Origin of the sequence: Flavobacterium sp. KACC 22763, from assembly GCF_028736155.1 — a bacterium.
Taxonomy (GTDB): domain Bacteria; phylum Bacteroidota; class Bacteroidia; order Flavobacteriales; family Flavobacteriaceae; genus Flavobacterium.
Genome location: NZ_CP117879.1, coordinates 3,993,050 through 4,017,264, shown reverse-complemented (window position 1 = coordinate 4,017,264; position 24,215 = coordinate 3,993,050). Strand labels below are relative to the sequence as shown.

Below are 24,215 nucleotides of genomic sequence, written 5' to 3'. Positions count from 1 at the left end.
AACCAAACCAAATGAAACAAACAATCAAAGATTATGTCTTGAGCTTTATTTTATGTTTTGTTTTCCTAGGAGTTTCAGCCTGCAGTTCAGACAAAGAAGAAACTCCGGTAAGTATAAAAATGCTTTCTGCGAGTACCAATAAGATCGATTTTGAAAGTAAAGAAAATACAATTGAAGTAACGGTTAATTCCAATGGAGTTGCTTGGACATTGAGTAATTCTGTGAGCTGGATAAAGCTAAGTTCGACTGCTGGAACTTCGGGAAGTACAATCATAAAAATTACAGCTTTAGAAAACACCACTACGGCGCTGCGAAATGCGGTGATTACTTTAACGGGCAGTGAAGTGCCATCCACAACAATTTCAGTTTCTCAAGCTGCAGGAAGTTTATATCCGAGTTATAATACCAATCCGATTGCGGCTGATGCAAGTGGAATGGGAAGTTCTGCTGTTGAATTGGCAGCAAAAATCAAATTAGGCTGGAATATCGGAAATACATTAGAAGCAACCGGAGGCGAAACCGCTTGGGGAAATCCAAAAGTAACCAAAGCATTAATTGATGCTGTAAAAGCAAATGGTTTCAATGCCATTAGAATTCCGTGTTCTTGGAATCAAAATTTAGAAAATACAGCAACAGCAAAAATTAAAACTGATTGGTTAAACCGAGTGAAAGAAGTCGTGCAATATTGTGTTGATAACGATATGTATGTTGTAGTAAACATTCACTGGGACGGCGGGTGGCTAGAGAATAATATTACCGAAGCTAAAAAAGTAGAAAACAACGCCAAACAAAAAGCTTTTTGGGAACAAATCGCAACACATTTAAGAGGTTTCGACGAACATTTGCTTTTCGCAAGTGCCAACGAACCAGCGGTTGAAGATGCAGCGCAAATGGCAGTTTTAACTTCGTATCATCAGACTTTTATCGATGCCGTTCGTTCTACAGGAGGAAAAAACGCAACCCGTGTTTTAGTTGTACAAGGTCCAACAACAGATATTGAAAAAACAAATAAATTAATGACTACATTGCCAGTAGATAAGGTTACAGGTAGAATGATGGTAGAAGTACATTATTATTCTCCATGGAATTTTGCTGGTTTAACCAAAGACGAAACTTGGGGTAAAATGTTCTATTATTGGGGAACAGGATTTCATTCTACAACAGATACAGAACGAAATGCAACTTGGGGAGAAGAAGCCGATTTAGAAAAGAATTTCAAATTGATGAAAACCCAATTTGTTGACAAAGGAATTCCGGTTTTATTGGGAGAATTTGGAGCCATCCGAAGAACCACTTTAACTGGAGATGCGCTGGCTTTGCATTTAAACTCAAGAGCGTATTATTTAAAAACGGTAGTCAAAACAGCAAAAGCAAACGGATTATTACCTTTTTATTGGGACGAAGGAAGCCTAGGAAACAACGGTTTCGGAATCATGAACAGAAGCAATAATACAGTCTTCGACACACAAGCTTTAAACGCTTTAATAGACGGATTAAAGTAAAAAAATGTAGTTAAACCATATAAGTGATATAAGATAATTTAAGTTTAATCTGTTTTAAGAATTTATATTTACTTATATCACTTATATGGTTTCAAAATATTTAAATTAGAAAAAATGAAAAAATCAATAGTTTTTATTTTATTGATATTTAGTGTAATATCTAGCGCTAACGTAAGAATGCCTTTAATATTCTCTGACGGAATGGTGCTCCAAAGAGACAAGCAAATTCCGATTTGGGGTTTTGCTGATGCGAATGAAAGCGTAGAAATTCATTTCAATAAGCAAATCAAGAAAACAACAGCCGATAAAAACGGAAAGTGGACGGTAAATTTGAATGCTGAAAAAGCCGGCGGACCATTCGAATTGATCATTATTGGAAAAAATAAAATCACGATCAAAAATGTTTTGGTTGGTGAAGTTTGGATTTGCAGCGGACAATCGAATATGGAATTTCAGGTTTTCAAAACCATGAATTCAGAAAAAGAAATCAGCAGTGCAGATTATCCAATGATTCGTCATTTTGGTGTTGCCCAAGATTTAAGCGGTACTCCAAAAGATGATTTAAAACAAGGTAAATGGGAAGAAGCTAACAAAGAAAATGTAGGCAATTTTACAGCGGTTGGATATTACTTTGCTAGAAAACTTTATTCAGAATTAAAAATCCCAATTGGAATCATCAATACTTCTTGGGGCGGAACCAATGTTGAGACTTGGACAAGCCGCGAAGCTTTCGAAAACAGCCCCGATTTTAAAGCCATGATTGCCGATGTTCCAACCGTAGATATCAATGCTATTTTTGAAACCTATAAAAAATCGGTTTTAGATAATCTGAAAAAAGTGCAAGGTTTTGATGTTTCGATGGAAAACGAAGAACAATTTAAAAACCCAAATTTCCAAGACAAAAACTGGCCAGAAATAAAAGTGCCATCGCTTTGGGAAAATCAGCAGATTGGCAATATCGACGGAATTGTCTGGATGCGAAAAACCGTTGTTTTAACAGCAGAACAAGCCAAAAAAGAAGCCGTTTTACATCTAGCAAAAGTAGATGACGAAGACAAAACCTTTGTAAACGGAGTAGAAATTGGAACAAACAATCTTTGGGATGCCAAAAGAGTCTACAAAATTCCGGCAAATGTTCTAAAAGAAGGAACAAACGTAATCGCGGTTAGAATTACAGATTACAGCGGCGGTGGTGGAATTTACGGCGATCCGCAAGATTTAAAAATCGACTTTAAAGATTCGAGTCTTCCGTTAGAAGGACTTTGGAAATTCAACGTAGTAAAAGTGAGAATCGAAGTTTCACCAAACAGTTATCCGTCATTATTGTACAATGCTATGGTAAATCCGTTGGTTCCTTATGCGATGCAAGGCGTTTTATGGTATCAGGGAGAAGCAAATGTTTGGAGAGCAGCAGAATACAAAAAGTCATTTCCGTTAATGATTAATGACTGGAGAACGAAATTCAAACAAGGAAATTTCCCTTTTTATTTCGTTCAATTATCCACTTTTGATGAATTTGGAGGAAACAGTCAAAAAGGAAGCCGTTGGGCAGAACTTCGTGAAGCACAATCGGAAACTTTAAAATTGCCAAACACGGGAATGGCGGTTACAACGGATATCGGAAACGCAAAAGACATTCACCCAACCAATAAACAAGACATTGGTTTGCGCTTGGCAGCGATTGCAATGAATAACCTTTACGGCAAAAAACAAGTTCACAGCGGCCCAACTTATAAATCTCAAACAATGAAAGGAAACGAAATTATTCTTACTTTCGATAACGTCGGCAGCGGATTATCAACGCCAAATAATGAGGAATTAAAAGGTTTCGAAATTGCGGGTGCAGACAAAGTTTTTCATTCCGCGAAAGCGATAATTAAAGACAATAAAATAATCGTTTCAAGTGATAAAGTTCAAAATCCCGTAGCAGTTCATTACGGGTGGGCAGACGACGATACGGCAATTAATCTTTTCAATAAAGAAAAATTTCCTGCATCGCCATTTAGAACTGATAATTGGGAAATGCTAACGGCGAATGAGAAATATAAAGTGAGTAAATAGTTTGGGCGTGACCCCGATAAGATAAGTGGGCAAACATACTTTATCTGTATTCGCCCACTTATCTTATCGGGGTCGGGCTATCCGCGCTACTTCGGTAGCTTGCTCCTATCCCTCACGCGCATAAAATGGCTATAAATCTCATTGATGTTTTTTATCCTAACAGGTTTTCAAAACCTGTTAGGTGTCAAATAGTTTTTTTATTAGTTTAGATAAAAAATAAATACCTAACAGGTTTTGAAAACCTGTTAGGATAATATAACCAAATATGATTAAAAAAACATTTTTCATTTTACTTCTCACATCTTACTACACGAACATTTCGGCGCAATCCAAAAATGTTTTATGGTACAAACAGCCCGCAGAATTCTTTGAAGAAAGCTTAGTTTTAGGAAACGGAAAAATGGGAGCAACCGTTTTTGGAGGAGCCAATTCAGATAAAATTTATCTGAATGACATTACACTTTGGTCGGGCGAACCCGTAAATGCCAATATGAGTCCGGAAGCGTATAAAAACATTCCAGCAATTCGTGAAGCTTTACAAAAGGAAAATTACAAACTGGCAGAAGAACTCAATAAAAAAGTTCAAGGAAAAAATTCCGAATCGTATGCGCCTTTAGGAACATTAGAAATCAATAATTCTGAAAAAGGCAAAGCAGTAAATTATCATAGAGAACTGGATCTTTCGAACGCCATTTCGAAAGTAAGTTACGAAATGGCGGGCATAAAATATACGCGTGAATATTTTGTGTCGGCTCCAGATAAAGTTATGATTATCAAATTGACTGCCGATCAAAAAGGAGCTTTAAATTTTGATATCAATCTGAAAAGCCTTTTAAAATCAAATGTTGAGGTAAGAAATAATATTTTGGTTTTAACAGGTTCTGCACCAATTCATGAAAACGCGGGATATAATGTACCTCAAAAATATTTGAGCTTAAAAGATAGAGGAACACGATTTACAGGTTTAGTCCAAATTAAAAAAACAGACGGAACGGTTACAAGCTCTAGAGAAACGTTGACTTTAAAAGACGCAACCGAAGCGATTATTTACGTTTCTGTCGCAACAAGTTTTAACGGTTTTGACAAAAACCCAGCATCGGAAGGTTTAGATGATGTAGCAATTGCAGCCCATAATCTTACTAAAACTTATGCAACACCATTCGATAAATTAAAAGAATCTCATATTGCCGATTATCAAAAATTCTTCAATCGCGTCAATTTAGATTTAGGAAAAACAACCGCTCCAGATTTACCGACCGACGAACGTTTATTACGTTATGCAGACGGAAAAGAAGATAAAAACCTAGAAATTCTATATTTCAATTTCGGACGTTATTTATTAATAAGTTCGTCAAGAACTTTGGGAGTTCCAGCCAATTTGCAAGGACTTTGGAATCCGTATGTGAATCCGCCTTGGAGCAGTAATTATACGATGAATATCAATTTGGAAGAAAATTACTGGCTGGCAGAAAATACCAATCTTTCTGAAATGCATTCGTCACTTTTGAGCTTTATTAAAAATCTTTCGGTAACAGGAAAAGTTACAGCGAAGACTTTTTATGGAGTAGATAAAGGCTGGGCTGCGGCGCACAATTCAGATATTTGGGCCATGACCAATCCGGTGGGACAGTTCGGAAAAGAAGATCCAATGTGGGCATGCTGGCCAATGGCGCAAGCGTGGTTGAGCACTCATATTTGGGAACATTATACTTTTACACAAGATTTAGGGTATTTGAAAAAAGAAGGATATCCGTTAATGAAAGGTGCAGCTGAATTTTGTTTAGGTTGGTTGGTTACCGATAAAAACGGAAACTTAATTACATCGCCTTCAACTTCACCAGAAAATCAATATAAATTGGCAGATGGTTTTGTTGGAGCAACATTATACGGAGGAACTGCAGATTTAGCCATGATTCGCGAATGTTTTGATAAAACCATAAAAGCTTCAAAAGTATTAAATACGGATGCCGATTTTAGAAAAAAACTAGAAACAGCACTTTCAAAACTGCATCCGTATCAAATTGGAAAAAAAGGAAATCTACAGGAATGGTATTTTGATTGGGATGATGATGAACCAAAACATCGTCATCAATCACACTTATTCGGACTTTTCCCTGGCGATCATATTACACCTTTGAAAACTCCTGATTTAGCCGAAGCTTCAAAGAAAACATTAGAAATAAAAGGAGACGAAACCACAGGCTGGTCAAAAGGTTGGAGAATTAATCTTTGGGCAAGACTTTGGGACGGAAATCGTGCGTATAAAATGTATCGAGAATTATTACGCTACGTAGATCCTGACGGAAAGAAAACAGAAAAACCAAGAAGAGGAGGAGGAACGTATCCGAATTTATTTGATGCGCATCCGCCATTTCAAATTGATGGTAATTTTGGGGGTGCCGCTGCTGTTGCTGAAATGTTAGTGCAATCAGACGAAAATGAAATTCGATTACTACCTGCTTTGCCAGACGCTTGGGCAGAAGGTTCTGTGAGCGGCATCTGCGCAAGAGGCGGATTTGAAATTGAAATGAATTGGAGTGATAGAAAAATACAAAGAGTAATTATTTCTTCTAAAAATGGAGGAAAAACAACTTTGATTTATGGAGATAAAAAACAAGAAATTGTTTTAAAGAAAGGAGATAAAAAAGAAATCAATTGGTAAATATAGAAGCCTAACAGCATATTCAAATTTTAGAAATGATTTGCGTCCAGCTTTAGCTGGATGAAAATAAAGGAATAAGGAAAGGGCTTTAGCCAAACAATCGCTGTTTGGCTAAAGCCCTTTCTTAATAGTTCAAATATATCCCCCAGCTAAAGCTGGAGGCAATTCAAAAAACAAACCCGACAAGTTTCAAAAACCTGTCGGGTTTAATTCAATTTTGAACGACCAAAATATTATTTTTCTGTCTGTTCTTTTTCTTCTTCTGGTTTCTCAGAATGTTCCTTTTTAAACGTTTCGTACCATTTTTCAATCGATGGGTATACAAAAGCAGCCACTTTTTTCACCGGATTATAAAAAATATAACTGTCTAAAGTTTCCTTTTTGGCGAATGTATTATTGAAATTGATTTTCTCAAACAAAGCAATAAAAATACTCAGTATTAAAATCGTTTTTAAAATCCTGAAAAATCCACCACCGAGTTTATTCATCCAGCCAAGCATGGCAAAATCGGCAATTCCAGTTAAAATTTTTGCCAAGAAATAAACGCCAATGACAACTAAAATAAAAGTCAGGATAAAAGCCGTAATTTGAATATTGGTCGGATTCCAAGAAACATGTTTTGAAATCCATCCTGTCATTAAAGATGAAAATTTAATGGCAAGATAAATTCCTAACAACAAGGAAATAAAAGAGGCAACTTCTACAAAAAGTCCATTTTTAATGCCTTTATACAAACTGTATCCTAAAAGCGCGGCTACAATAATATCAAAAAAACTCATTTTTTACGGGTGTTTAATAAAGGCGCAAAGATATATCTTTTTTTAAGGTTCAAAGGTGCAGAGAGACAAAGGTTCGTAGGTTTTACAACAGCTGTAATTTTATGGGTTCATTTTTTTTTAGGCACATTGAGTTCGAACTCTGTATCTTTGCAAATCAAAATTTAGAATATAGATTGCGATTCTGCCCCCTCAGAATTGATTTTTAATCAGCAATCTAAAATCTACAATCAAAAAACATAAATTAAATGTCTAGAGATACACAATTAAAAGAGCGATGGGAAAAGCTCGTTGATATACTTTCCAATCAATTTTCGCAAGGCGAAGATTTAGATTTGGATGCTATAATTTACCTAATCGGAGTTCAGGAATACGGAAAAGTGCACCGTGAATACAAGAAAGACGAAAAACTGAATTTAATGCACATTGCAATCTGTCGATTGCTGGAGCCATACGGTTTTTACGAATTCGAATATTTCGACGATGAAGGCTGGCCTCATTACAAAGTAAAAGAAAATTTGCCACCGTTAAAAGCAGGTGAACAATCGGTTTTAATGAAAGAAGCGATTGTGAGTTATTTTTTGGAAAGGAAACTTATTGAATAGATTTTTTTAGTGTTCAGTCTTCAGTTGCCTAGTGTTCAGTGTTGTAAACTGTGACTAAGTAAGCGGAAACTGAACACTAATAACCTGATCACTGACTACTGAAAAAATGTGCAGATACGCCATGACATCTTATAAACCTCATTATGCTTGTTTTAATTGTCGAAAAACATTTAAAAGAAGATTGATGGTTGATATAAAAAAAGGAGAAGCATCGGTTTTTGAAGCCAAATGTCCGCAATGTGGTGAATTTATGGCCAATATGGGACTGGATTTCGAATCGCCTAAAAAAGACGATGTCAAAATGTGGGAACATATTAAAAGTTTGTTTTCTGTTGGTCTTACATTTCACTCTTGCGGATGCAGCGGGCCCGGTTATATTCCGAATTCAAAAGAAAAATTAGTAGAGTATTTTGAAGGCATAAAAAAAACCTATTTTAAAAATATGGATTTTTGGCGCACCAGAATTGAACCTGCTACAAAACAAGAAAAAGAACGGGATTCAAATAAAAACTGGCATGAATTAAATCGTATTTCTTCGAATTTTAGAAAGGAAACCGTAACCAATCAGGAAGGTTTAGATTATTGGCATGTAAAGATTAAACAAATTGAAGAAAAGTTAAATCTGATAAAATAATTTACAGAAAACCGAAAACTGCGACTGTGACCGCACAGTTTCAACTAAAAACACTAAATTTGTACTCTCAATTATCGAAGGAAAATGATAGATAAGATAAAACAGCACATAGAGGAAGCTAAAGCCTTTAATGAGAAGAATAAAGAATCGTTAGAACAATTCCGTATTAAATATTTAGGAAGTAAAGGTTTGCTGAAAGAACTTTTTACTGAATTTAAAAATATTCCAAACGACCAGAAAAAGGATTTTGGACAAGTAATTAATACTTTAAAAGCTGTTGCTGAAGAAAAAGTAAGAGTTATTCAGGAAGAGCTTGAAAGCAAAGAAGAGTCTAAAGGAATTTTTGGAGATTTAACACGTGCTGCAGAACCAGTGATTATTGGTTCGCGCCACCCAATTTCTATCGTTAAAAATCAGATTATAGATATTTTTGCTAATATCGGATTCAACGTTTCTGAAGGACCAGAAATTGAAGACGACTGGCATAACTTTACAGCATTGAACTTACCAGAATATCACCCAGCGCGTGATATGCAAGATACGTTTTTCATTCAGACCAATCCTGATGTGTTGTTGCGTACGCATACATCATCTGTTCAGGTGCGTTATATGGAAAATCATAAACCGCCAATTCGTACGATTTCTCCAGGACGCGTTTTCCGTAATGAAGCTATTTCATCTCGTTCGCACTGTATTTTCCATCAAGTGGAAGGATTATACATTGACAAAGATGTGTCTTTTGCTGATTTGAAACAAACATTGCTTTATTTCACAAAAGAAATGTTCGGAAAATCTAAGATTCGTCTTCGTCCGTCATATTTCCCATTTACAGAGCCAAGTGCCGAAATTGATATTTATTGGGGACTAAAAACAGAAACTGATTACCGTATCACAAAAGGAACGGGTTGGTTAGAAATTGGAGGTTGCGGAATGGTTGATCCAAACGTTTTGAAAAACTGTGATATCAATCCAGATGAATACAATGGTTTTGCTTTCGGAATGGGAGTAGAGCGTATTGCGATGCTTTTATACCAAATTGGAGATATTCGTATGTTCTACGAAAATGATGTTCGTTTCTTAGAGCAGTTTAAAGCAAATATTTAATTTAAGTCATAAAGTTGTAAAGTCGAAAGTCAAAAGTCTCAGAGTGATGGCTTTTGACTTTCGACTTTCGACTTTAAAACTTTTGACTCATATGAAAAAAGATATAATTATTCCAGAAGTTGAAAACGTATTTCTTGCTGCTGTGCAGGAATGGAGCGACGATTTTATGGAAAAAGTGTGGTATGCTTATTTGGTTAATGATAGTGATTTTAACTTAGATAGCGTAATGGTAGTTTCAAAAGCATTTGGAACTATTGATGGAGAAATGAAAAAAACTTCCATTCTGCGTCATGCGTTTGTTGAGGTTCCTTCTGTTTCTGTCGTTAAGATAGAATTGGTAGAAAAAAGCCTTTTAGCGCTTAATAATGAGTTTATGGTGACTTTCTTCATCGGAAATACTTTGTACGATAAGAAGTTTATTTTTAAAGCCAATTCGCTTGACGAAAATAATACGGAAGAGGTGCCGATTTTGTTTGTTGAAGGGATTATGGTGAAATAGTATTCAGTGGTCAGGTATTTAGTGTTCAGTCGCAGTCTCAGTATTCAGCTTACATTTGGAACCTGAAAATATTAAAAAAACAAAAAGTCCGAAAAAATATATTTTTTCGGACTTTTTGTTTTTATTAAAACTGAATACTGAGACTGAACACTAAATACCTGACCACTGGCTACTTAATCTAAAGACTCAGTCAATTTCTTGAAAACTGTTTTAGCGTCTTTTCCTTCATATAAAACAGCGTAAACAGCGTCTATAATTGGCGTTTTTGCTCCGTAACCTTGATTTAGTTTATAAGCACTTTTTGTTGCATAGTAACCTTCAGCAACCATGCTCATTTCCATCATGGCACTTTTTACAGTATATCCTTTTCCGATCATATTTCCGAACATTCTATTTCTAGAGAAAACAGAATATCCTGTAACCAACAAATCGCCCAAATAAGCCGAATCGTTGATGTTACGTTTCATTTTATGCACTTTTCTAATGAACTTCTTCATTTCGCGAATCGCGTTACTCATTAAAACCGACTGGAAGTTGTCTCCATAACCTAGACCATGTGCAATTCCGGCTGCGATTGAATAAATGTTTTTTAGCATTGCGGCATATTCAGTTCCGATAATGTCGTCTGAAATTTTGGCTTTGATATAATTTCCTGAAAGAGTTTTTGCTACAGTACAAGCTTTTTCTGGATCACCACATGCAATTGTTAGGTAAGAAAGTCTTTCTAAAGCAACTTCCTCTGCGTGACAAGGTCCTGTAATAACTCCAATGTTGTAATATGGAATGTCGTATTGAATATGGAAATGTTCGCCGACAATTAAGCTCGTTTTTGGAACGATACCTTTAATAGCAGAAAAAATAATTTTATCTGATAAAGAAACCGTCATGTTTTTTAATTCGGCATCTAAGAAAGCTGAAGGAATAGCAAAAATGATGTAATCTGCATATTCTATTGCTTCGTTTATATTGCTTGTCAGTTTAAGTTTGTTGGTGTCAAATTCAACAGAACTTAAATAGTTCGGATTGTGTTTGTATTTCTGAAGATGTTCAATTGCAGATTCATTACGCATATACCACGCAATTTCTGAAAGATTCACACATAACATTTTGGCAATTGCCGTTGCCCAACTTCCTCCTCCAATTACTGCAAATTTTAACTTTTCGCTCATTATTTTATTAATTTGAAACAAAAGTACTTAATAATGTGCTAATAAAGCAAAATCTGCTTTAAGAAATTTGGCAAACCTCTTTAATTGCAATGACTTTCAAGAAGTTTAAGCGTAAAATATTTTTTTAAAATGCGATACAATAAAAAATAATCACCTTCCGTTATAATAGTTTATAAATTAGAATTTTAATGAATTTAAAAAAAATTGAGTTAGTTAGTTTTGTTTTAGTATTTTGAAAAGGCGTTCCTAAACTTGTTAAGAACGCCTTTTTTATGAAATTCCAAAATTTTAAAAATTAAAATAAAGAAATTCCAAATTCCAATCTTAGACGTATTGGAATTTGGAATTTTTTAAAATTTGGAATTTATTTTTAGTAACTAAGTTCAACAATTGATTTTACTTTATCTAAAGTCACTAATTGATTTTCTCCTAAACCTTTCCAGCCTCTTTCTTCAAAGCGATTTACGATAAAATCTGCTGTTTTAGAATAGTCTTCTGTGTATTGAGAAAGTTTAGTGTCCATTCCCATTGTATGGAAAAATTCAACGGTTTTGTTAATGGCTTCTTTTGCTACTTCTTCATCAGAACCTGTTAAGTTGAAAATTCGTCTTCCGTATTGTGCTAATTTTGCTTTTTTAGTTTCAAACATTACATGGTACAGACTTGGCCCAATTATCGCCAAAGTTCTAGCATGATCAATTTCGTACAGTGCTGTCAATTCGTGACCAATCATGTGAGTCGCCCAATCGCTTGGAACACCTTTCTGAATCAATCCGTTCAAAGCCATTGTACAGCTCCACATAAAATTAGAAGCCAAAGTATAATCGGTTGGGTTTTGTACAACGCCAGGACCAACTTCAATCAATGTTTGTAAAATTCCTTCAGCAATTCTATCTTGAAGAAAAGCATCGGTTGGATACGTTAAATATTGCTCCATAACGTGTGTGTACGCATCTACAACGCCATTTTCGATTTGTCTTTTTGGTAAAGAAGAAATTACAGTTGGGTCACAAATAGAGAATTTTGGAAACAAAGCACTTCCGCCAGAAGATAATTTTTCCTGAGTCGCTTCAATCGTTACTACATATCCTGAGTTCATTTCGCTTCCTGTTGCTGGAAGTGTCAAAACAGTTCCAAACGGCATAGCATTTTCTTTAATTAAAATTCTTTTTTGAAGAATGTCAATCGGATTTCCTTCAAAATGAACTGCGCCCGAAATAAATTTCACGCCGTCAATTACAGATCCACCACCGACAGCCAAAATAAAATCGATTTTTTCTGCCTTAATCACATCAACAGCTTTCATTAAAGTTTCAAATCTTGGGTTTGGTTCTATTCCGCCAAATTCTACGATTTCAAAACCTTTAAGATTATTGATTACTTGGTCGTAAATACCATTTTTAAAAATACTTCCGCCACCGTAAGCCAAAAGAATTTTTGCGTCTTTTGGTACTAAAGTCGAAAGTTTTTCAATTTGTCCTTTTCCGAAAACTAAGTTCGTCGGATTGTATAATTCAAAGTTGAGCATGTTTTTAGAGTTTCTGAGATGCTAAGCTGCTAAGATTCTAAGTTTTTTAGCATCTGGTTAATTTTATTATTTTAATTTTTGATAAAAATCTAAGTTGCTAAAAGAAAACTTAGTCTCTTAGCAACTCAGTCCCGATAGCTATCGGGATAGTACCTTTTAATTCAATTTTTGTAACAATTTATCAGCTACGAGTTTTGATGACGCTGGATTTTGACCTGTAATCAAAAGTCCGTCTTCAACAGCGTATGGCTGCCAGTTTGGTCCTTTAGAAAAAATTCCTCCGTTTGAAGCGAGAGCATCTTCCAATAAAAACGGAACAACTTTTGTTAAACCAACCGCTTCTTCTTCGTCATTTGTAAATCCGGTTATTTTTTTACCTTTTACTAAATATTCGCCGTTTACTTTTACATTTTTTAAAACGGCAGGAGCATGACAAACAAACGCTACTGGTTTATTGTGGGTGTAAAAAGATTCGATTAAAGCGATAGAACTTCTATCTTGGACTAAATCCCAAAGCGGACCGTGGCCTCCTGGATAAAATACAGCATCATAATCTTTTTGGTTTACTGTCGAAAGTTTTAAAGTGTTTTTTAGTTTTTCCTGTAAAACCTTATCAGCATCAAAACGTTTTGTGTCTTCAGTTGCCGATGCCGGATCAGCGCTTTTAGGATCAATTGGTGGCTGACCTCCAAGCGGAGATACAATTGTAATTTCTACTCCTTGATCTAATAATTCGTAATATGGTGCAGCAAATTCTTCTGACCAGAATCCTGTTTTTTCTCCTGTATTGCCCAGTTTATCATTGCTGGTAACAACAAATAATACCTTTTTCATACTCTTCTTGTTTGATTTTTGAGCCTCAGCTGAAATGCTTACAGCTGTAAATGCAGTTATTGCGAATAGCGTTATTTTCTTCATAAATATTAAATTTTGAACAAATTTACGCCGAAAGTGATATCAGTAAAAATAAAATAAACTATGTTTGTTATAAATAAAATTATATCATGGTAAATCTAGAATGGTACAGAACATTTAAAGCGGTTTATAAAAATGGTAATTTTTCGATCGCTGCAAAAGAGTTGTTTATGAGTCAGCCTGCCGTAAGTCAGCAGATTTCAATGCTTGAAGCGCACGTTGGAAATAAATTATTTAATCGGAAGTCAAAAGGGGTAGAGCCAACCGAATACGCTAAGTTACTGAATAATTTGATAATAGATGCGCTTGATCGTCTGGAAAGTGTCGAAACTGGTTTTCGTGCAAAGGCGGAAGATGCTACTCGGTTAATTTCTGTTGGAGTCTCAAAACATCTTTTTGACTGCATTGGAAATCTTTTAATTTCGAAGTTTGATTTAATCGATTTTACTTTTGCAGAAAACGATGAGCTTTTTGCTTTAGTAGACGCTAAAAAATTAGACTTTGCAATTACCACAAAAAGATTTGACACTTTTGATACAACTTATGAAATCGTAGGGAAAATTAAATTGATTCTGGTTGCTCCAACCTCTTTGGACATAACGGAATTCCGCCAGAAATTGAAAGCAGATAATTACAATGAAATAGAGCAATGGCTTAATGCACAAAAATGGTACAGCCATGATGCCCGAATTCCGCATATAAAACTATTTTGGCTACACGCTTTTAATAAAAAAAGACCTTCGATGGTTCCAAACTATATTATTCCTTCAGAATCTGAAATGCTTAGACTTTTAGCTAAAAATGAAGGAATCGCTGCGACTTGGAATTGCAATGCAAGAAATTATATTAAAGAAAATAAGCTGCAACTGGTTTGGAATAGTTTTCATGTTCCCGAAGAATTTGTGTATTTATTGACCCCAAAGAATAATAACTTAAAGTCCTTTTTTGATATTATTGAAAAAGAATTAAAGCTATTTTTCGGAAATAGATTATGATTTAGATCATGTATTTGCGTACCTTAAAAGTGTAATTTTGATATATAAACCACTAAAATTTTCAAAAATGAAAAAGATTGCAACAATGTTAGTTCTTATTGCAGCTGTACTGATAAGTAATTCGTGTAGTAAAAGCGATGATGAAGCGATAGTAGATTGTCTTGCAGAATCTATTTACGTTAAACTACATAATTCTACAGATCCTAATAATCCGAAATTGATGAATTATTCAGTTGAGTATTCAGGAACAGGAACTTTGGTTTCTGTAAAATGGACTTTTGGAGATGGAACTTCAGGCACAGGAACAACAGTTACACATACTTATGCTGCAGCAGGTACATATGAAGCTAAAGCTGAAGTTACGGTTAAAAAAGATGGTGGAGAATGTACTTCAGTTCCTAAAAGAACTGTAACAGTAAATTAGAGGAAGAAATAGCAAATAATATTTGAGAGTCAATTTTATAATTTAAGCTTTTGCATTAGATTATAAAATTGGCTCTCATTCGTTATATTTGTTTGATAGGATTTAGGATTATGGAAAAATTGCAAAATATTAGAATTGCTGTAGATGCAATTGTTTTCGGATATAAAAACAATGGTTTATATGCGCTTTTGATTGAACAGAAATTTGGTTCGGCAGAAAAATATTGGGCATTGCCTGGAGGTTTAGTTCAAAATGATGAATCTTTGAGTGATGCTGTTATTCGCGAATTGCATGAAGAAACCAATGTACAATTGACTTTTATGGAACAGTTGTACACTTTTGGAGATGATATTTACAGAGATTCTAGAAACCGAGTTATTTCAGTGGCATATTATGCTTTAGTTGATGCCTCGAATTTGGAGATTAAAGCTGATACAGATGCCGAACGAGTACAGTGGTTTAAGATAGATGAAATTCCACCTTTGGCATTCGACCATAATTTGATCTTAGAAAAAGGAATAGAAAGGCTCAAAGCCAAATTGACATACGAACCAATTGGTTTCGATTTACTTCCAGAAGAATTCTTGTTTTCAGATCTTGAAAACCTTTACTGCACGATTTTAGAAAAAGAAATCGACCGCAGAAACTTTAGAAAAAAAATACTGAGCTATGGTATTTTAGAAGAAACAGAAAAATTTTCACCAATTAAAACAGGCCGTCCGGCAAAGCTTTTTAAGTTTAATAAATTGAAATATAATGAGTTAATTGATAAAGGCTTTCACTTCGAAATAAAGTTTGCGTAATTTTTACACAAAACAAATTGTTTATTTAAAATTTAATTCTACATTTGCGTATAATTAACGCAAACTAAAAAGCTATGATACTAAATCTCGATCCAAAATTCGCTCCATTTCAAAATCAGGAAGAAATCAAATTTCAAAGTTTTACATTTTCTGGCGGAGAACCACACATTAAAATTGCTCCAGATTTTGATGCCAATAGAAAAGTGACTATTACACATAGACTAAATTCATTCAACGATTTAGGTTTGTTGTGTGTTACAGTAGATGCGTTACGTAGAATGGATGTTAAAATCATAGATCTTTTTATTCCGTATTTTCCAGCTGCTAGACAAGATCGTGTTATGATTCCTGGCGAACCGTTATCTGTAAAAGTGTATGCTGATATTATAAATGCAATGCAGTTGAACAAAGTTTTTGTTTTTGATGCGCACTCTGAAGTTACTCCGGCTTTGTTGAATAATAGTACAGTGATTCCGAATTATACTTTTATAAAAGCAGTTTTAGAAAACATTGGAAATGATGTGAAACTAATTTCTCCAGATGGAGGCGCTTTGAAGAAAATCTACAAAGTATCTGAGTTTTTAGGAGGTGTTGAGGTTGTAGAATGCAGTAAAAGCCGTGATGTAAAAACAGGGAAATTATCTGGTTTTAAAGTTTACAATGATGATTTGCAAGGAATGGATTGTTTGATTGTAGACGATATCTGCGATGGAGGAGGAACTTTCGTAGGATTAGCGGAAGAATTGAAAAAGAAAAACGCTGGTAAATTATACTTAGCCGTAAGCCACGGAATTTTCAATAAAGGGTTTGAAGTTTTAAACTGTTTCGACGGAATTTATACTACGAATTCTTTTAAAGATTTTGAAGGAGAAAGCGTTAAGGTGATTGGATTGGATCAATTAGTTTAAATGTTTCAAGTTTAAACAAAAACACTAACAAAATGAAATACAATATAGATACTATAGCTCCAGAAAGTAAATTTTTACTTTTCTGGGGACATCAGCCAAGTAAAGACGGAACAGTTACTAAAACATGTTTCAGCCAATGGTGGTTAAGTTCTTTTGAAGTTGATGGCGTGACTTATAAAACAGCTGAACATTGGATGATGGCAAAAAAGGCTGAATTGTTTAATGATCGAGAAATTTTAGAAAAAATCATAAAGTGTAATTCTCCTGCCGAAGCCAAAAAATTAGGTCGTAAAGTGAGAAACTACGATGATAAAATCTGGTTAGAAAACCGATTTGAAATCGTAAAAGAAGGAAACTTTCACAAATTCAGTCAAAATCCAGATTTGAAAACCTTTCTTTTAAGCACAAACGATAGAGTGATTGTAGAAGCAAGTCCTGTAGATCCAATTTGGGGAATCGGAATGGCTAGCGATCATACAGATGCATCAAATCCTAAGAAATGGAAAGGTTTGAATCTTTTAGGTTTTGCTTTGATGGAGGTTAGAGATGAATTGAGATAAATTTTGAGAAATGAAAATAGAACTTCTAAAAGCAGATATAACAGAAATTGAAGTTGATGCGATTGTTAATGCGGCAAATACTTCCCTGTTAGGTGGAGGAGGAGTTGACGGAGCAATTCATAGAAAGGGAGGAAAAGCTATTTTAGAGGAATGCATCCAAATCCGAAATAAACAAGGAGGATGTAAAACAGGTGAAGCCGTTATAACAACCGCGGGAAATTTGCCATCTAAATATGTTATTCATACTGTTGGTCCTGTTTGGAATGGCGATAAAGAAGAAAAATCTAAATTACTGGTTGATTGTTATAAAAACAGCTTGAAACTTGCTATTGAAAATGGAGTAAAATCTATTGCTTTTCCGAATATCAGTACTGGAATTTATCATTTTCCAAAAAATAAAGCAGCAGAAATTGCTGTAAAAACCATAAAAGATTTTGAAAAATCTGTTGAAATAGAAAAAGTGATATTTGTCTGTTTCGATGATGAAAATTATAAGATTTACAAAAGTCTTTTGCAGATCGAAGATGTTCCGTAGGAACATTTCATCGGTAGAAAAAAAATATTAATTATGAATGAAAATATAGCAAAGAGCGTCAGCAAATTTTTGAGTTTGGTGCTCAGACATTCGCCAGAAAAAATCGGATTGAAATTAGACGAAAACGGTTGGGCAGATGTCAATGAATTAATAGAAAAATGTACTAAAAAAGGGAATCGTCTCGATGCCGAACTTTTAGATTACGTAGTAGAAAATAACGATAAAAAGCGTTTTGCTTATAACGAAGATAAAACTAGAATCCGTGCAAGTCAGGGGCATTCGATTTCGGTGGAATTGAATTTAGCCGAAACAGAACCTCTAGAATATCTGTATCACGGAACTGTTGGGAAATTCATGGAAAGTATTCAGAAAGAAGGCTTAAAGAAAATGAGCCGTCAGCATGTGCATCTTTCCAAAGACAAAGAGACCGCAACAAAAGTGGGAAGTAGAAGAGGAGTTCCGCAAATTTTGACCGTTAGAAGCGGTGCTATGCATAGAGACGGATTTAAATTTTATTTGTCTGAAAACAATGTTTGGTTGACAGATGAAGTTCCAGCAAAGTATATCGAATTTAAATCTTAAATAATCAAACACAACAATTATGATTTTAGAAGCAGCAATAGGCGACGCATACGGTGCAGGTTTTGAATTTAGAGATTTAGATTTTATTTCTAAAAACAATAATCTGACTCAGTATGATAAACACGGAATGTATACAGAGATTTATAAAAAATATACTGATGATACTCAAATGGCAATTGCGATTTCAGAATTGCTGCTTGAAGATGATAATTGGAACGAGATAAAAGTAGCAGATAAGTTTGTTGAGGTATTTCATAGAGATAAAAGACGCGGTTATTCAGACCGAGTTTACAATGCTTTAGATGCCAGTAAAAATGGCTCCGATTTTATCAAAATAATTGATAATGGAAGCAGCGGAAATGGCTCTGCAATGAGAGCATATTCAATTGGACATTTAAAAGATATCAAACAAATACTCGAGTTCTGTGAGATTCAGGCAAAAACTTCTCATAATACGGTTGAAGGAATAAGCTGTGCGAAACGCATTGCTTTGGCAGTTCATTATTTTAAGTATAATCTTGGTGATGGATCTACTTTGACAGATTTTTTGAACGAGACTTTAAAAGAAAATGAAAACTATAGAATAACTTCTCCAATTGATATGCATGGCTATCCAACCACGCAAGCTGTAATTAAAATGGTTTCTGAAGCTGTTTCGATGAAAGATTGCCTAAAAACAGGAATTGGTTATGGTGGAGACACTGATACAGTTGCAGCATTGTCTATGGCAATTTTAAGTCAGAAACAGAATTGTGAGAAGACATTGCCTTTGTTTCTATATGAAGAATTGGAAAATGATAAATTCGGAAAAGATTTTCTCATAAAACTGGATGTAGCTCTGAACAACAAGTTTAGTTAATCATGAAAAGAACCTTAGTTTTTGGAGATATTCACGGCGGATTAAAAGCCTTAATTCAGTTATTGGAAAGAATTGATTATTCAGAAAATGATCGTTTTATTTTTCTGGGAGATTATGTTGACGGTTGGAGTGAATCGAAACAATTGATTGATTTTCTTATTGATTTATCTCAAAAGCAGGAATGTGTTTTTATAAAAGGAAATCATGATGCCTGGTGTCAGGAATGGTTAGAGAATGATGTTGTAAATGATATTTGGTTTTTGCACGGAGGAAAATCGACTATAGAAAGTTATAAAGGAATTGATTCTTTAGATAAAGAAAAGCATCTCGAATTCTTCAACGGAATGAAAGATTACTTTGTAGACGAAAACAATAATTTGTTTATTCACGCTGGTTTTTCATCCATGCATGGTCCAGAAAAAGAACATTACAAAACCAATTATTCCTGGGATAGAACACTTTGGGAAATGGCTTTGACGATGGATAAAAGAATCCAAAAAGATTCACTTTCTTATCCAAAGCGATTATTGCTTTTTAATGAAATTTATATCGGCCATACGCCAACACTTCATTATGATGTCGAAATTCCGATGCAAGGTTGCAATGTTTGGAATATTGATACAGGAGCAGGTTTTTATGGTAAATTAACTTGTTTGGATGTTCAAACAAAAGTCTTTTGGCAAAGTGATGTTGTGCAAACATTTTATCCAAATGAAAAAGGAAGAAATAAATAGTCATGAAGAAAATTTATAAAGCGCCGGAAGAAATTCCCTTGCAAATTGATTTAAAAACCATTTTCTTAGCAGGTTCTATAGAAATGGATAAAGCGGTTGATTGGCAGAAAAAATGCGAAGAATTGCTGCAAGATCAATATGTTGTTTTTAATCCAAGAAGAAATGAATGGGATAGCAGCTGGTCACAAACCATAGAAAATATTCATTTTAAGGAACAGGTAAATTGGGAACTTGATGCACTTGAAAAAGCAGATATTGTTATCATGTATTTTGCAGAAAATACAATGTCGCCAATATCGTTGCTAGAGTTTGGACTTTATGCGCAATCGAATAAAATGAAAGTAGTTGTTGAAGAGAATTTCTGGCGAAAAGGCAATATTGATATTGTTTGCGAAAGATATTCAGTACAACAATTTAAAACATTAGAAGAGTTGATTCAAAATTTATTAAATAAAAATATATGAACCCACTATTATTAACCGATGGTTACAAAGTTGACCACAGAAGACAATATCCAGACGGAACAACATTAGTATATTCTAACTGGACTCCTCGTAAATCTAGATTAGAAGAAGTTGATGAAGTTGTGTTTTTCGGATTACAGTATTTCATCAAAAAATATATTATTCATGACTTTGAAGAGTATTTCTTTAAAAAATCAAAAGAAGAAGTTGTTGCAAAGTATGCTCGCAGAATCAATAATTATTTAGGCGAAAACCAAGTTGGAACTAAACATATTGAAGATTTGCATGATTTAGGATACATTCCGATGGTTTTTAAAGCTTTGCCAGAAGGAGCAAGCGTTCCTTTGAGAGTGCCAATGTTTACAATGTATAATACCATTCCAGAATTTTTCTGGCTGACAAATTATTTCGAAACTTTGCTTTCTGCTGTAATCTGGCTTCCTTGTAACTCGGCTACAATTGCAAAAGAATATAGAAAAGTTTTAGATAAATACGCAGATCAGACTTCATCTGTTCCAGAATTTGTAGATTGGCAGGCGCACGATTTCTCAATGAGAGGAATGGGCGGAATCGAAGCTGCTGTAACTTCTGCTGCTGGGCATTTATTAAACTTCACAGGTTCTGATACTATTCCAGCAATAGATTTCTTAGAAGAATATTACAATGCCAACTCAGATCAAGAATTAGTTGCAGGTTCAGTAGCCGCGACAGAACATTCTGTTATGTGCATGGGAACTACGGAAGGCGAATATGAGACTTTTAAAAGATTAATTACAGAAGTTTATCCAAAAGGAATTGTTTCTATCGTGTCTGATACTTGGGATTTATGGAAAGTTTTAACGGATTATCTTCCAAGATTAAGAGAAGATATCGTTTCAAGAGAAGGAAAGGTCGTAATTCGTCCTGACAGTGGTGATCCTGTTGATATTATCTGCGGAAATCCAAACGGAAAAACAGAACAGGAGAAAAAAGGAGTTATCGAATTGCTTTGGGATGTTTTTGGCGGAACAACAAATGCGAAAGGATTCAAAGAATTGGTGCCGCAAATTGGCGCTATTTACGGAGATAGTATTACGGTAGCAAGAGCCACTCAAATTTGCGAAAGATTAAAAGAAAAAGGTTTTGCTTCTACCAATGTGGTTTTAGGAATCGGATCTTTTACTTATCAATATAATACCAGAGATACTTTCGGATTTGCGATGAAAGCAACTTACGGAGAAGTAAACGGAGAAGGAAGAGCGATCTTCAAAGATCCAATTACAGATGACGGAACCAAAAAATCGGCTAAAGGATTAATGAAAATTGATTTAATAGACGGCAAGTATCATTTAACTGATAATGTTTCTTGGGAAGAAGAAAAACAAGGCGAATTGAAAGAAATTTTCAGAGATGGAAAACTTTTGATTGATCAATCGCTGAGTGAAATCAGAACTAGAGTAAAAAGTGAAGTGAGTATCGAAGCTTAATTATAAAACGAAAGCCTGAATTTTTAAATTCAGGCTTTTTTTGTGATTTGAGTTTTTTACGTTCTGTTTGTCATTTCTCCCTTTGGTAGAAATGACAAGATTGTGTTTAATTACTTCTTATAAAAATTATTATGATCAATATATTCCCAAACCTTTGGCGGCAATAAAGGCTGAATGTTTTTACCTTCTTTAATGCTGTTTCGAATAAAAGTCGAAGAAATCTCAACAATAGGCGCATCAATTACATGAATTTTTGGATGCGATTTTAATTCGACATTTTCGGGTTCATCAGATATTCTTGGATACACATAAATATCATGATTTTCTAGAATCACTTCGTAGTTTCTCCATTTATGAAGCGTTTTCAAATTATCTTCTCCCATAATTAAAGAGAATTCATGGGTTGGGTATTTTTCTTTAAGATGAGCAAGTGTAATTATGGTGTAACTAGGCTGAGGTAGCTTAAACTCGATATCTGATGGTTTTATCTTCGTGTAATCTTCTGTTGCCAGATAAACCATTTGCAAACGCTGCTGATCGTCTAATAATGTCGATTTCTTTTTTAACGGATTATGTGGTGTCACAACCATCCAAATCTGATCTAAATCTGCAAACTCTGCCATATGATTGGCAATGATCAAATGACCAACATGAATGGGATTGTAAGTTCCGAAATATAAACCTATTTTCATTTTCTAGAGTTTCATAGGGAGTTGCTAAGATAGCACAAAGATTCGCAAAGTTTTATTTCAACTTGGCGAATCTTTGCGTTTTTCTTTGTGTATCTCTGCGGAATAAAATTATTTACTTATGAAGTCCTTAACCAATTGATGAGCTTCTTCCAAAGCTACAGGTAAATCATAATTTTTGATAATTACATCAAATTGGGGAGCAGTTGCCAATTCAACAGATGCTTTTGCGATACGCATATTGATTTTGTCATCGCTTTCTGTAGAACGCTGCTTCAATCTGCGCTTTAGTTCGTCAACACTTGGTGGTTTTACGAAAACGGCTAAAGTTTGTTCTGGAAATTTATGTTTAATACGTAATCCTCCAGCGACATCAATATCAAAAATTACATTTTTGCCCATAGCCCAGATTCTTTCAATTTCAGATTTTAAAGTACCGTAGAAGTTATCTCGATACACTTCTTCCCATTCCAAGAAATCCTCTGCCTTAATGTGTTTTTTGAATTCTTCCAACGAAATGAAATAATAATCCTTTCCGTGTACTTCTTCTCCACGTGGTGCACGTGATGCTGCCGAAATCGAAAATTCAAGATTTAAATCTTCTTGACCTAATAAATGTTTTACGATAGTTGTTTTTCCCGAGCCTGAGGGTGCTGAAAAAACAATTAATTTTCCTTTGTTCATTATTGTGTGCTTTAGGCTTTAAGCAGTATGCTCTAAGCTTTTTTTATGCTCTAAGCTTTAGGCGGCATGCCTTAGGCTTTAATTTGATTTCGTTTTTAGCTTATTGCCTATAGCTTAAAGCTTATGGCGTTTTTATAAAACGTTTAAAACTTGTTCTTTAATCTTCTCCAATTCATCCTTCATCATTACGACCAATTTCTGCATTTGTGCGTGATTTGATTTAGATCCCATTGTATTGATTTCACGCCCCATTTCTTGAGTGATAAAGCCAAGTTTTCTTCCGTTAGCTTCGGTTCCATTTAGGGTTTCTATAAAGTAATCTAAGTGATTGCCTAAACGAACTTTTTCTTCGGTAATATCTAATTTCTCTAAATAATAGATTAATTCTTGTTCAAAGCGGTTTTCATCAACATTAACCTGTAATTCTGAAATTGCAGTCTGGAGACGATCTTTAATGGCTTGTACGCGTTCTGGATCAAGAGCCAATGTATCGTTCATGAATTGACGAATGTTTCCAATTCTTAAGTTGAATTCTTTTTCAAGAGATTCTCCTTCGTCTTTACGGAAATTTAAAATATTTTGAAGCGCTTCATCAATGATAACTTGAATCTGCTCCCAGTCATTCTCGTCAATTTCTTCGCGTTCTGTTTTTAATGTGTCAGGCATACGAACAGCCATTTTCATTAATTCAGTTTCATCGGCATCTGGATTTACCTCTTTTAACTGTGCGATATAATTTTTTACAACAGGTACGTTTACTTTAGTTGAAGTTTGTTCTGCAGTACTTTCTACATAGATTGCAAAATCAATTTTTCCTCTTTCCAGCTTAGTCGAAATAAGAGTACGTAATCCAAGTTCCATCTCGCGGTAAACCGATGGCATTCTTACATTCAAATCTAAACCTTTACTGTTTAGGGATTTTACTTCAACGGTAATTTTTTTTGTAGGCAATTGCAAAGAAGCTTTGCCAAACCCTGTCATAGATTGTATCATATAATTGAGTATAAAGGCGCAAAGATAAATAAAAGTTTGCTCTATTTACTTGGAAATTAGTATT

General features: G+C 34.6%; 25 protein-coding genes. 18 read left to right on the top strand and 7 right to left on the bottom strand.

All coding sequences use genetic code 11. The annotated features are described in order from the left end of the window. Positions 1-11: 11 nt before the first annotated feature. From PQ463_RS16910 to PQ463_RS16900, 3 genes are all read left to right on the top strand, one after another. Positions 12-1,502, top strand: coding sequence for a cellulase family glycosylhydrolase (locus tag PQ463_RS16910; RefSeq protein WP_274254673.1), 1,491 nt, complete (start codon positions 12-14; stop codon positions 1,500-1,502). A 114-nt stretch (positions 1,503-1,616) separates the two neighbouring features. Beyond that, on the top strand, positions 1,617-3,563 hold the full coding sequence (locus PQ463_RS16905) for a sialate O-acetylesterase (protein ID WP_274254672.1): 1,947 nt from the start codon (positions 1,617-1,619) through the stop codon (positions 3,561-3,563). Positions 3,564-3,828: 265 nt separating this feature from the next. Next, positions 3,829-6,225, top strand: a complete 2,397-nt coding sequence (locus tag PQ463_RS16900) for a glycoside hydrolase family 95 protein (protein ID WP_274254671.1) — start codon at positions 3,829-3,831, stop codon at positions 6,223-6,225. A gap of 233 nt (positions 6,226-6,458) precedes the next feature. Here PQ463_RS16900 and PQ463_RS16895 read toward each other — a convergent pair whose 3' ends face one another. Then, complete coding sequence (locus PQ463_RS16895) at positions 6,459-7,004, bottom strand: CvpA family protein (RefSeq protein WP_274254670.1); 546 nt, start codon at positions 7,002-7,004, stop codon at positions 6,459-6,461. Positions 7,005-7,249: 245 nt separating this feature from the next. On the opposite strand from PQ463_RS16895, the gene PQ463_RS16890 reads away from it, so the two are divergent. The 4 genes from PQ463_RS16890 (at position 7,250) to PQ463_RS16875 (ending at position 9,843) form a co-directional block, all read left to right on the top strand. Next, positions 7,250-7,606, top strand: a complete 357-nt coding sequence (locus PQ463_RS16890; protein ID WP_111377556.1) for a hypothetical protein — start codon at positions 7,250-7,252, stop codon at positions 7,604-7,606. Between the two features lie 184 nt (positions 7,607-7,790). Next, entirely contained in the window at positions 7,791-8,240 is a 450-nt protein-coding gene (locus PQ463_RS16885) for a hypothetical protein (protein ID WP_274254669.1), read from the top strand. An 84-nt stretch (positions 8,241-8,324) separates the two neighbouring features. Further along, on the top strand, positions 8,325-9,344 hold the full coding sequence (locus tag PQ463_RS16880; protein ID WP_198855280.1) for a phenylalanine--tRNA ligase subunit alpha: 1,020 nt from the start codon (positions 8,325-8,327) through the stop codon (positions 9,342-9,344). Between the two features lie 91 nt (positions 9,345-9,435). Continuing rightward, entirely contained in the window at positions 9,436-9,843 is a 408-nt protein-coding gene (locus PQ463_RS16875; RefSeq protein WP_111365565.1) for a hypothetical protein, read from the top strand. A gap of 173 nt (positions 9,844-10,016) precedes the next feature. Here PQ463_RS16875 and PQ463_RS16870 read toward each other — a convergent pair whose 3' ends face one another. The 3 genes from PQ463_RS16870 to PQ463_RS16860 form a co-directional block, all read right to left on the bottom strand. Next, complete coding sequence (locus tag PQ463_RS16870; protein WP_274254668.1) at positions 10,017-11,012, bottom strand: NAD(P)H-dependent glycerol-3-phosphate dehydrogenase; 996 nt, start codon at positions 11,010-11,012, stop codon at positions 10,017-10,019. A gap of 370 nt (positions 11,013-11,382) precedes the next feature. Further along, positions 11,383-12,540 carry an iron-containing alcohol dehydrogenase gene (locus PQ463_RS16865; RefSeq protein ID WP_274254667.1) on the bottom strand — a complete coding sequence of 386 codons (1,158 nt, stop codon included), beginning with the start codon at positions 12,538-12,540 and terminating at the stop codon, positions 11,383-11,385. Between the two features lie 156 nt (positions 12,541-12,696). Beyond that, entirely contained in the window at positions 12,697-13,458 is a 762-nt protein-coding gene (locus tag PQ463_RS16860; RefSeq protein WP_274254666.1) for a type 1 glutamine amidotransferase domain-containing protein, read from the bottom strand. 86 nt (positions 13,459-13,544) lie between these two features. On the opposite strand from PQ463_RS16860, the gene PQ463_RS16855 reads away from it, so the two are divergent. The 11 genes from PQ463_RS16855 (at position 13,545) to PQ463_RS16805 (ending at position 21,785) form a co-directional block, all read left to right on the top strand. Further along, entirely contained in the window at positions 13,545-14,450 is a 906-nt protein-coding gene (locus tag PQ463_RS16855) for a LysR family transcriptional regulator (protein ID WP_274254665.1), read from the top strand. A gap of 67 nt (positions 14,451-14,517) precedes the next feature. Further along, positions 14,518-14,874, top strand: coding sequence for a PKD domain-containing protein (locus tag PQ463_RS16850; RefSeq protein WP_274254664.1), 357 nt, complete (start codon positions 14,518-14,520; stop codon positions 14,872-14,874). 110 nt (positions 14,875-14,984) lie between these two features. Then, a complete protein-coding gene (locus tag PQ463_RS16845) occupies positions 14,985-15,677 on the top strand; it encodes an NUDIX hydrolase (protein ID WP_274254663.1) in 693 nt (230 codons plus the stop codon). 74 nt (positions 15,678-15,751) lie between these two features. Further along, on the top strand, positions 15,752-16,585 hold the full coding sequence (gene prs / locus PQ463_RS16840) for a ribose-phosphate diphosphokinase (protein WP_274254662.1): 834 nt from the start codon (positions 15,752-15,754) through the stop codon (positions 16,583-16,585). A 32-nt stretch (positions 16,586-16,617) separates the two neighbouring features. Continuing rightward, a complete protein-coding gene (gene ybiA / locus PQ463_RS16835; RefSeq protein WP_274254661.1) occupies positions 16,618-17,145 on the top strand; it encodes a riboflavin biosynthesis intermediates N-glycosidase in 528 nt (175 codons plus the stop codon). A 10-nt stretch (positions 17,146-17,155) separates the two neighbouring features. After that, positions 17,156-17,680, top strand: a complete 525-nt coding sequence (locus tag PQ463_RS16830; protein WP_274254660.1) for an O-acetyl-ADP-ribose deacetylase — start codon at positions 17,156-17,158, stop codon at positions 17,678-17,680. Positions 17,681-17,713: 33 nt separating this feature from the next. Further along, positions 17,714-18,262 carry an RNA 2'-phosphotransferase gene (locus tag PQ463_RS16825; protein ID WP_274254659.1) on the top strand — a complete coding sequence of 183 codons (549 nt, stop codon included), beginning with the start codon at positions 17,714-17,716 and terminating at the stop codon, positions 18,260-18,262. A gap of 19 nt (positions 18,263-18,281) precedes the next feature. Further along, positions 18,282-19,121, top strand: a complete 840-nt coding sequence (locus PQ463_RS16820) for an ADP-ribosylglycohydrolase family protein (RefSeq protein ID WP_274254658.1) — start codon at positions 18,282-18,284, stop codon at positions 19,119-19,121. Between the two features lie 2 nt (positions 19,122-19,123). Beyond that, the gene (locus PQ463_RS16815; RefSeq protein ID WP_274254657.1) at positions 19,124-19,855 is read left to right on the top strand and encodes a metallophosphoesterase family protein; all 732 of its coding nucleotides are present in this window, start codon (positions 19,124-19,126) and stop codon (positions 19,853-19,855) included. A gap of 2 nt (positions 19,856-19,857) precedes the next feature. Continuing rightward, positions 19,858-20,319 carry a nucleoside 2-deoxyribosyltransferase domain-containing protein gene (locus PQ463_RS16810; protein WP_274254656.1) on the top strand — a complete coding sequence of 154 codons (462 nt, stop codon included), beginning with the start codon at positions 19,858-19,860 and terminating at the stop codon, positions 20,317-20,319. After that, complete coding sequence (locus tag PQ463_RS16805) at positions 20,316-21,785, top strand: nicotinate phosphoribosyltransferase (protein WP_274254655.1); 1,470 nt, start codon at positions 20,316-20,318, stop codon at positions 21,783-21,785. Before PQ463_RS16810 ends, PQ463_RS16805 begins: the two co-directional genes overlap by 4 nt. Positions 21,786-21,895: 110 nt before the next feature. On the opposite strand, the gene nadD is transcribed toward PQ463_RS16805, so the two are convergent. From nadD to PQ463_RS16790, 3 genes are all read right to left on the bottom strand, one after another. Beyond that, positions 21,896-22,477, bottom strand: coding sequence for a nicotinate (nicotinamide) nucleotide adenylyltransferase (gene nadD / locus PQ463_RS16800; RefSeq protein WP_111425237.1), 582 nt, complete (start codon positions 22,475-22,477; stop codon positions 21,896-21,898). A gap of 108 nt (positions 22,478-22,585) precedes the next feature. After that, positions 22,586-23,158 (bottom strand): guanylate kinase, encoded by a 573-nt coding sequence (gene gmk, locus PQ463_RS16795; RefSeq protein ID WP_274254654.1) that lies wholly within the window; start codon positions 23,156-23,158, stop codon positions 22,586-22,588. Positions 23,159-23,290: 132 nt separating this feature from the next. Then, entirely contained in the window at positions 23,291-24,151 is an 861-nt protein-coding gene (locus PQ463_RS16790) for a YicC/YloC family endoribonuclease (protein WP_111425235.1), read from the bottom strand. Positions 24,152-24,215: the final 64 nt, after the last annotated feature.

Excerpts from the sequence above, each read along its gene's own strand:
- PQ463_RS16810 (WP_274254656.1), top strand. The coding sequence starts at position 19,858 with ATGAAGAAAATTTATAAAGCGCCGGAAGAAATTCCCTTGCAAATTGAT.
- PQ463_RS16890 (WP_111377556.1), top strand. The coding sequence starts at position 7,250 with ATGTCTAGAGATACACAATTAAAAGAGCGATGGGAAAAGCTCGTTGAT.
- PQ463_RS16885 (WP_274254669.1), top strand. The coding sequence starts at position 7,791 with ATGGTTGATATAAAAAAAGGAGAAGCATCGGTTTTTGAAGCCAAATGT.
- PQ463_RS16860 (WP_274254666.1), bottom strand. The coding sequence starts at position 13,458 with ATGAAGAAAATAACGCTATTCGCAATAACTGCATTTACAGCTGTAAGC.
- PQ463_RS16845 (WP_274254663.1), top strand. The coding sequence starts at position 14,985 with ATGGAAAAATTGCAAAATATTAGAATTGCTGTAGATGCAATTGTTTTC.
- PQ463_RS16880 (WP_198855280.1), top strand. The coding sequence starts at position 8,325 with ATGATAGATAAGATAAAACAGCACATAGAGGAAGCTAAAGCCTTTAAT.
- PQ463_RS16805 (WP_274254655.1), top strand. The coding sequence starts at position 20,316 with ATGAACCCACTATTATTAACCGATGGTTACAAAGTTGACCACAGAAGA.
- PQ463_RS16865 (WP_274254667.1), bottom strand. The coding sequence starts at position 12,540 with ATGCTCAACTTTGAATTATACAATCCGACGAACTTAGTTTTCGGAAAA.
- nadD (WP_111425237.1), bottom strand. The coding sequence starts at position 22,477 with ATGAAAATAGGTTTATATTTCGGAACTTACAATCCCATTCATGTTGGT.
- PQ463_RS16790 (WP_111425235.1), bottom strand. The coding sequence starts at position 24,151 with ATGATACAATCTATGACAGGGTTTGGCAAAGCTTCTTTGCAATTGCCT.
- PQ463_RS16870 (WP_274254668.1), bottom strand. The coding sequence starts at position 11,012 with ATGAGCGAAAAGTTAAAATTTGCAGTAATTGGAGGAGGAAGTTGGGCA.
- ybiA (WP_274254661.1), top strand. The coding sequence starts at position 16,618 with ATGAAATACAATATAGATACTATAGCTCCAGAAAGTAAATTTTTACTT.
- PQ463_RS16910 (WP_274254673.1), top strand. The coding sequence starts at position 12 with ATGAAACAAACAATCAAAGATTATGTCTTGAGCTTTATTTTATGTTTT.
- PQ463_RS16895 (WP_274254670.1), bottom strand. The coding sequence starts at position 7,004 with ATGAGTTTTTTTGATATTATTGTAGCCGCGCTTTTAGGATACAGTTTG.
- PQ463_RS16905 (WP_274254672.1), top strand. The coding sequence starts at position 1,617 with ATGAAAAAATCAATAGTTTTTATTTTATTGATATTTAGTGTAATATCT.
- prs (WP_274254662.1), top strand. The coding sequence starts at position 15,752 with ATGATACTAAATCTCGATCCAAAATTCGCTCCATTTCAAAATCAGGAA.
- PQ463_RS16820 (WP_274254658.1), top strand. The coding sequence starts at position 18,282 with ATGATTTTAGAAGCAGCAATAGGCGACGCATACGGTGCAGGTTTTGAA.
- PQ463_RS16855 (WP_274254665.1), top strand. The coding sequence starts at position 13,545 with ATGGTAAATCTAGAATGGTACAGAACATTTAAAGCGGTTTATAAAAAT.
- PQ463_RS16830 (WP_274254660.1), top strand. The coding sequence starts at position 17,156 with ATGAAAATAGAACTTCTAAAAGCAGATATAACAGAAATTGAAGTTGAT.
- PQ463_RS16900 (WP_274254671.1), top strand. The coding sequence starts at position 3,829 with ATGATTAAAAAAACATTTTTCATTTTACTTCTCACATCTTACTACACG.
- gmk (WP_274254654.1), bottom strand. The coding sequence starts at position 23,158 with ATGAACAAAGGAAAATTAATTGTTTTTTCAGCACCCTCAGGCTCGGGA.
- PQ463_RS16875 (WP_111365565.1), top strand. The coding sequence starts at position 9,436 with ATGAAAAAAGATATAATTATTCCAGAAGTTGAAAACGTATTTCTTGCT.
- PQ463_RS16825 (WP_274254659.1), top strand. The coding sequence starts at position 17,714 with ATGAATGAAAATATAGCAAAGAGCGTCAGCAAATTTTTGAGTTTGGTG.
- PQ463_RS16850 (WP_274254664.1), top strand. The coding sequence starts at position 14,518 with ATGAAAAAGATTGCAACAATGTTAGTTCTTATTGCAGCTGTACTGATA.
- PQ463_RS16815 (WP_274254657.1), top strand. The coding sequence starts at position 19,124 with ATGAAAAGAACCTTAGTTTTTGGAGATATTCACGGCGGATTAAAAGCC.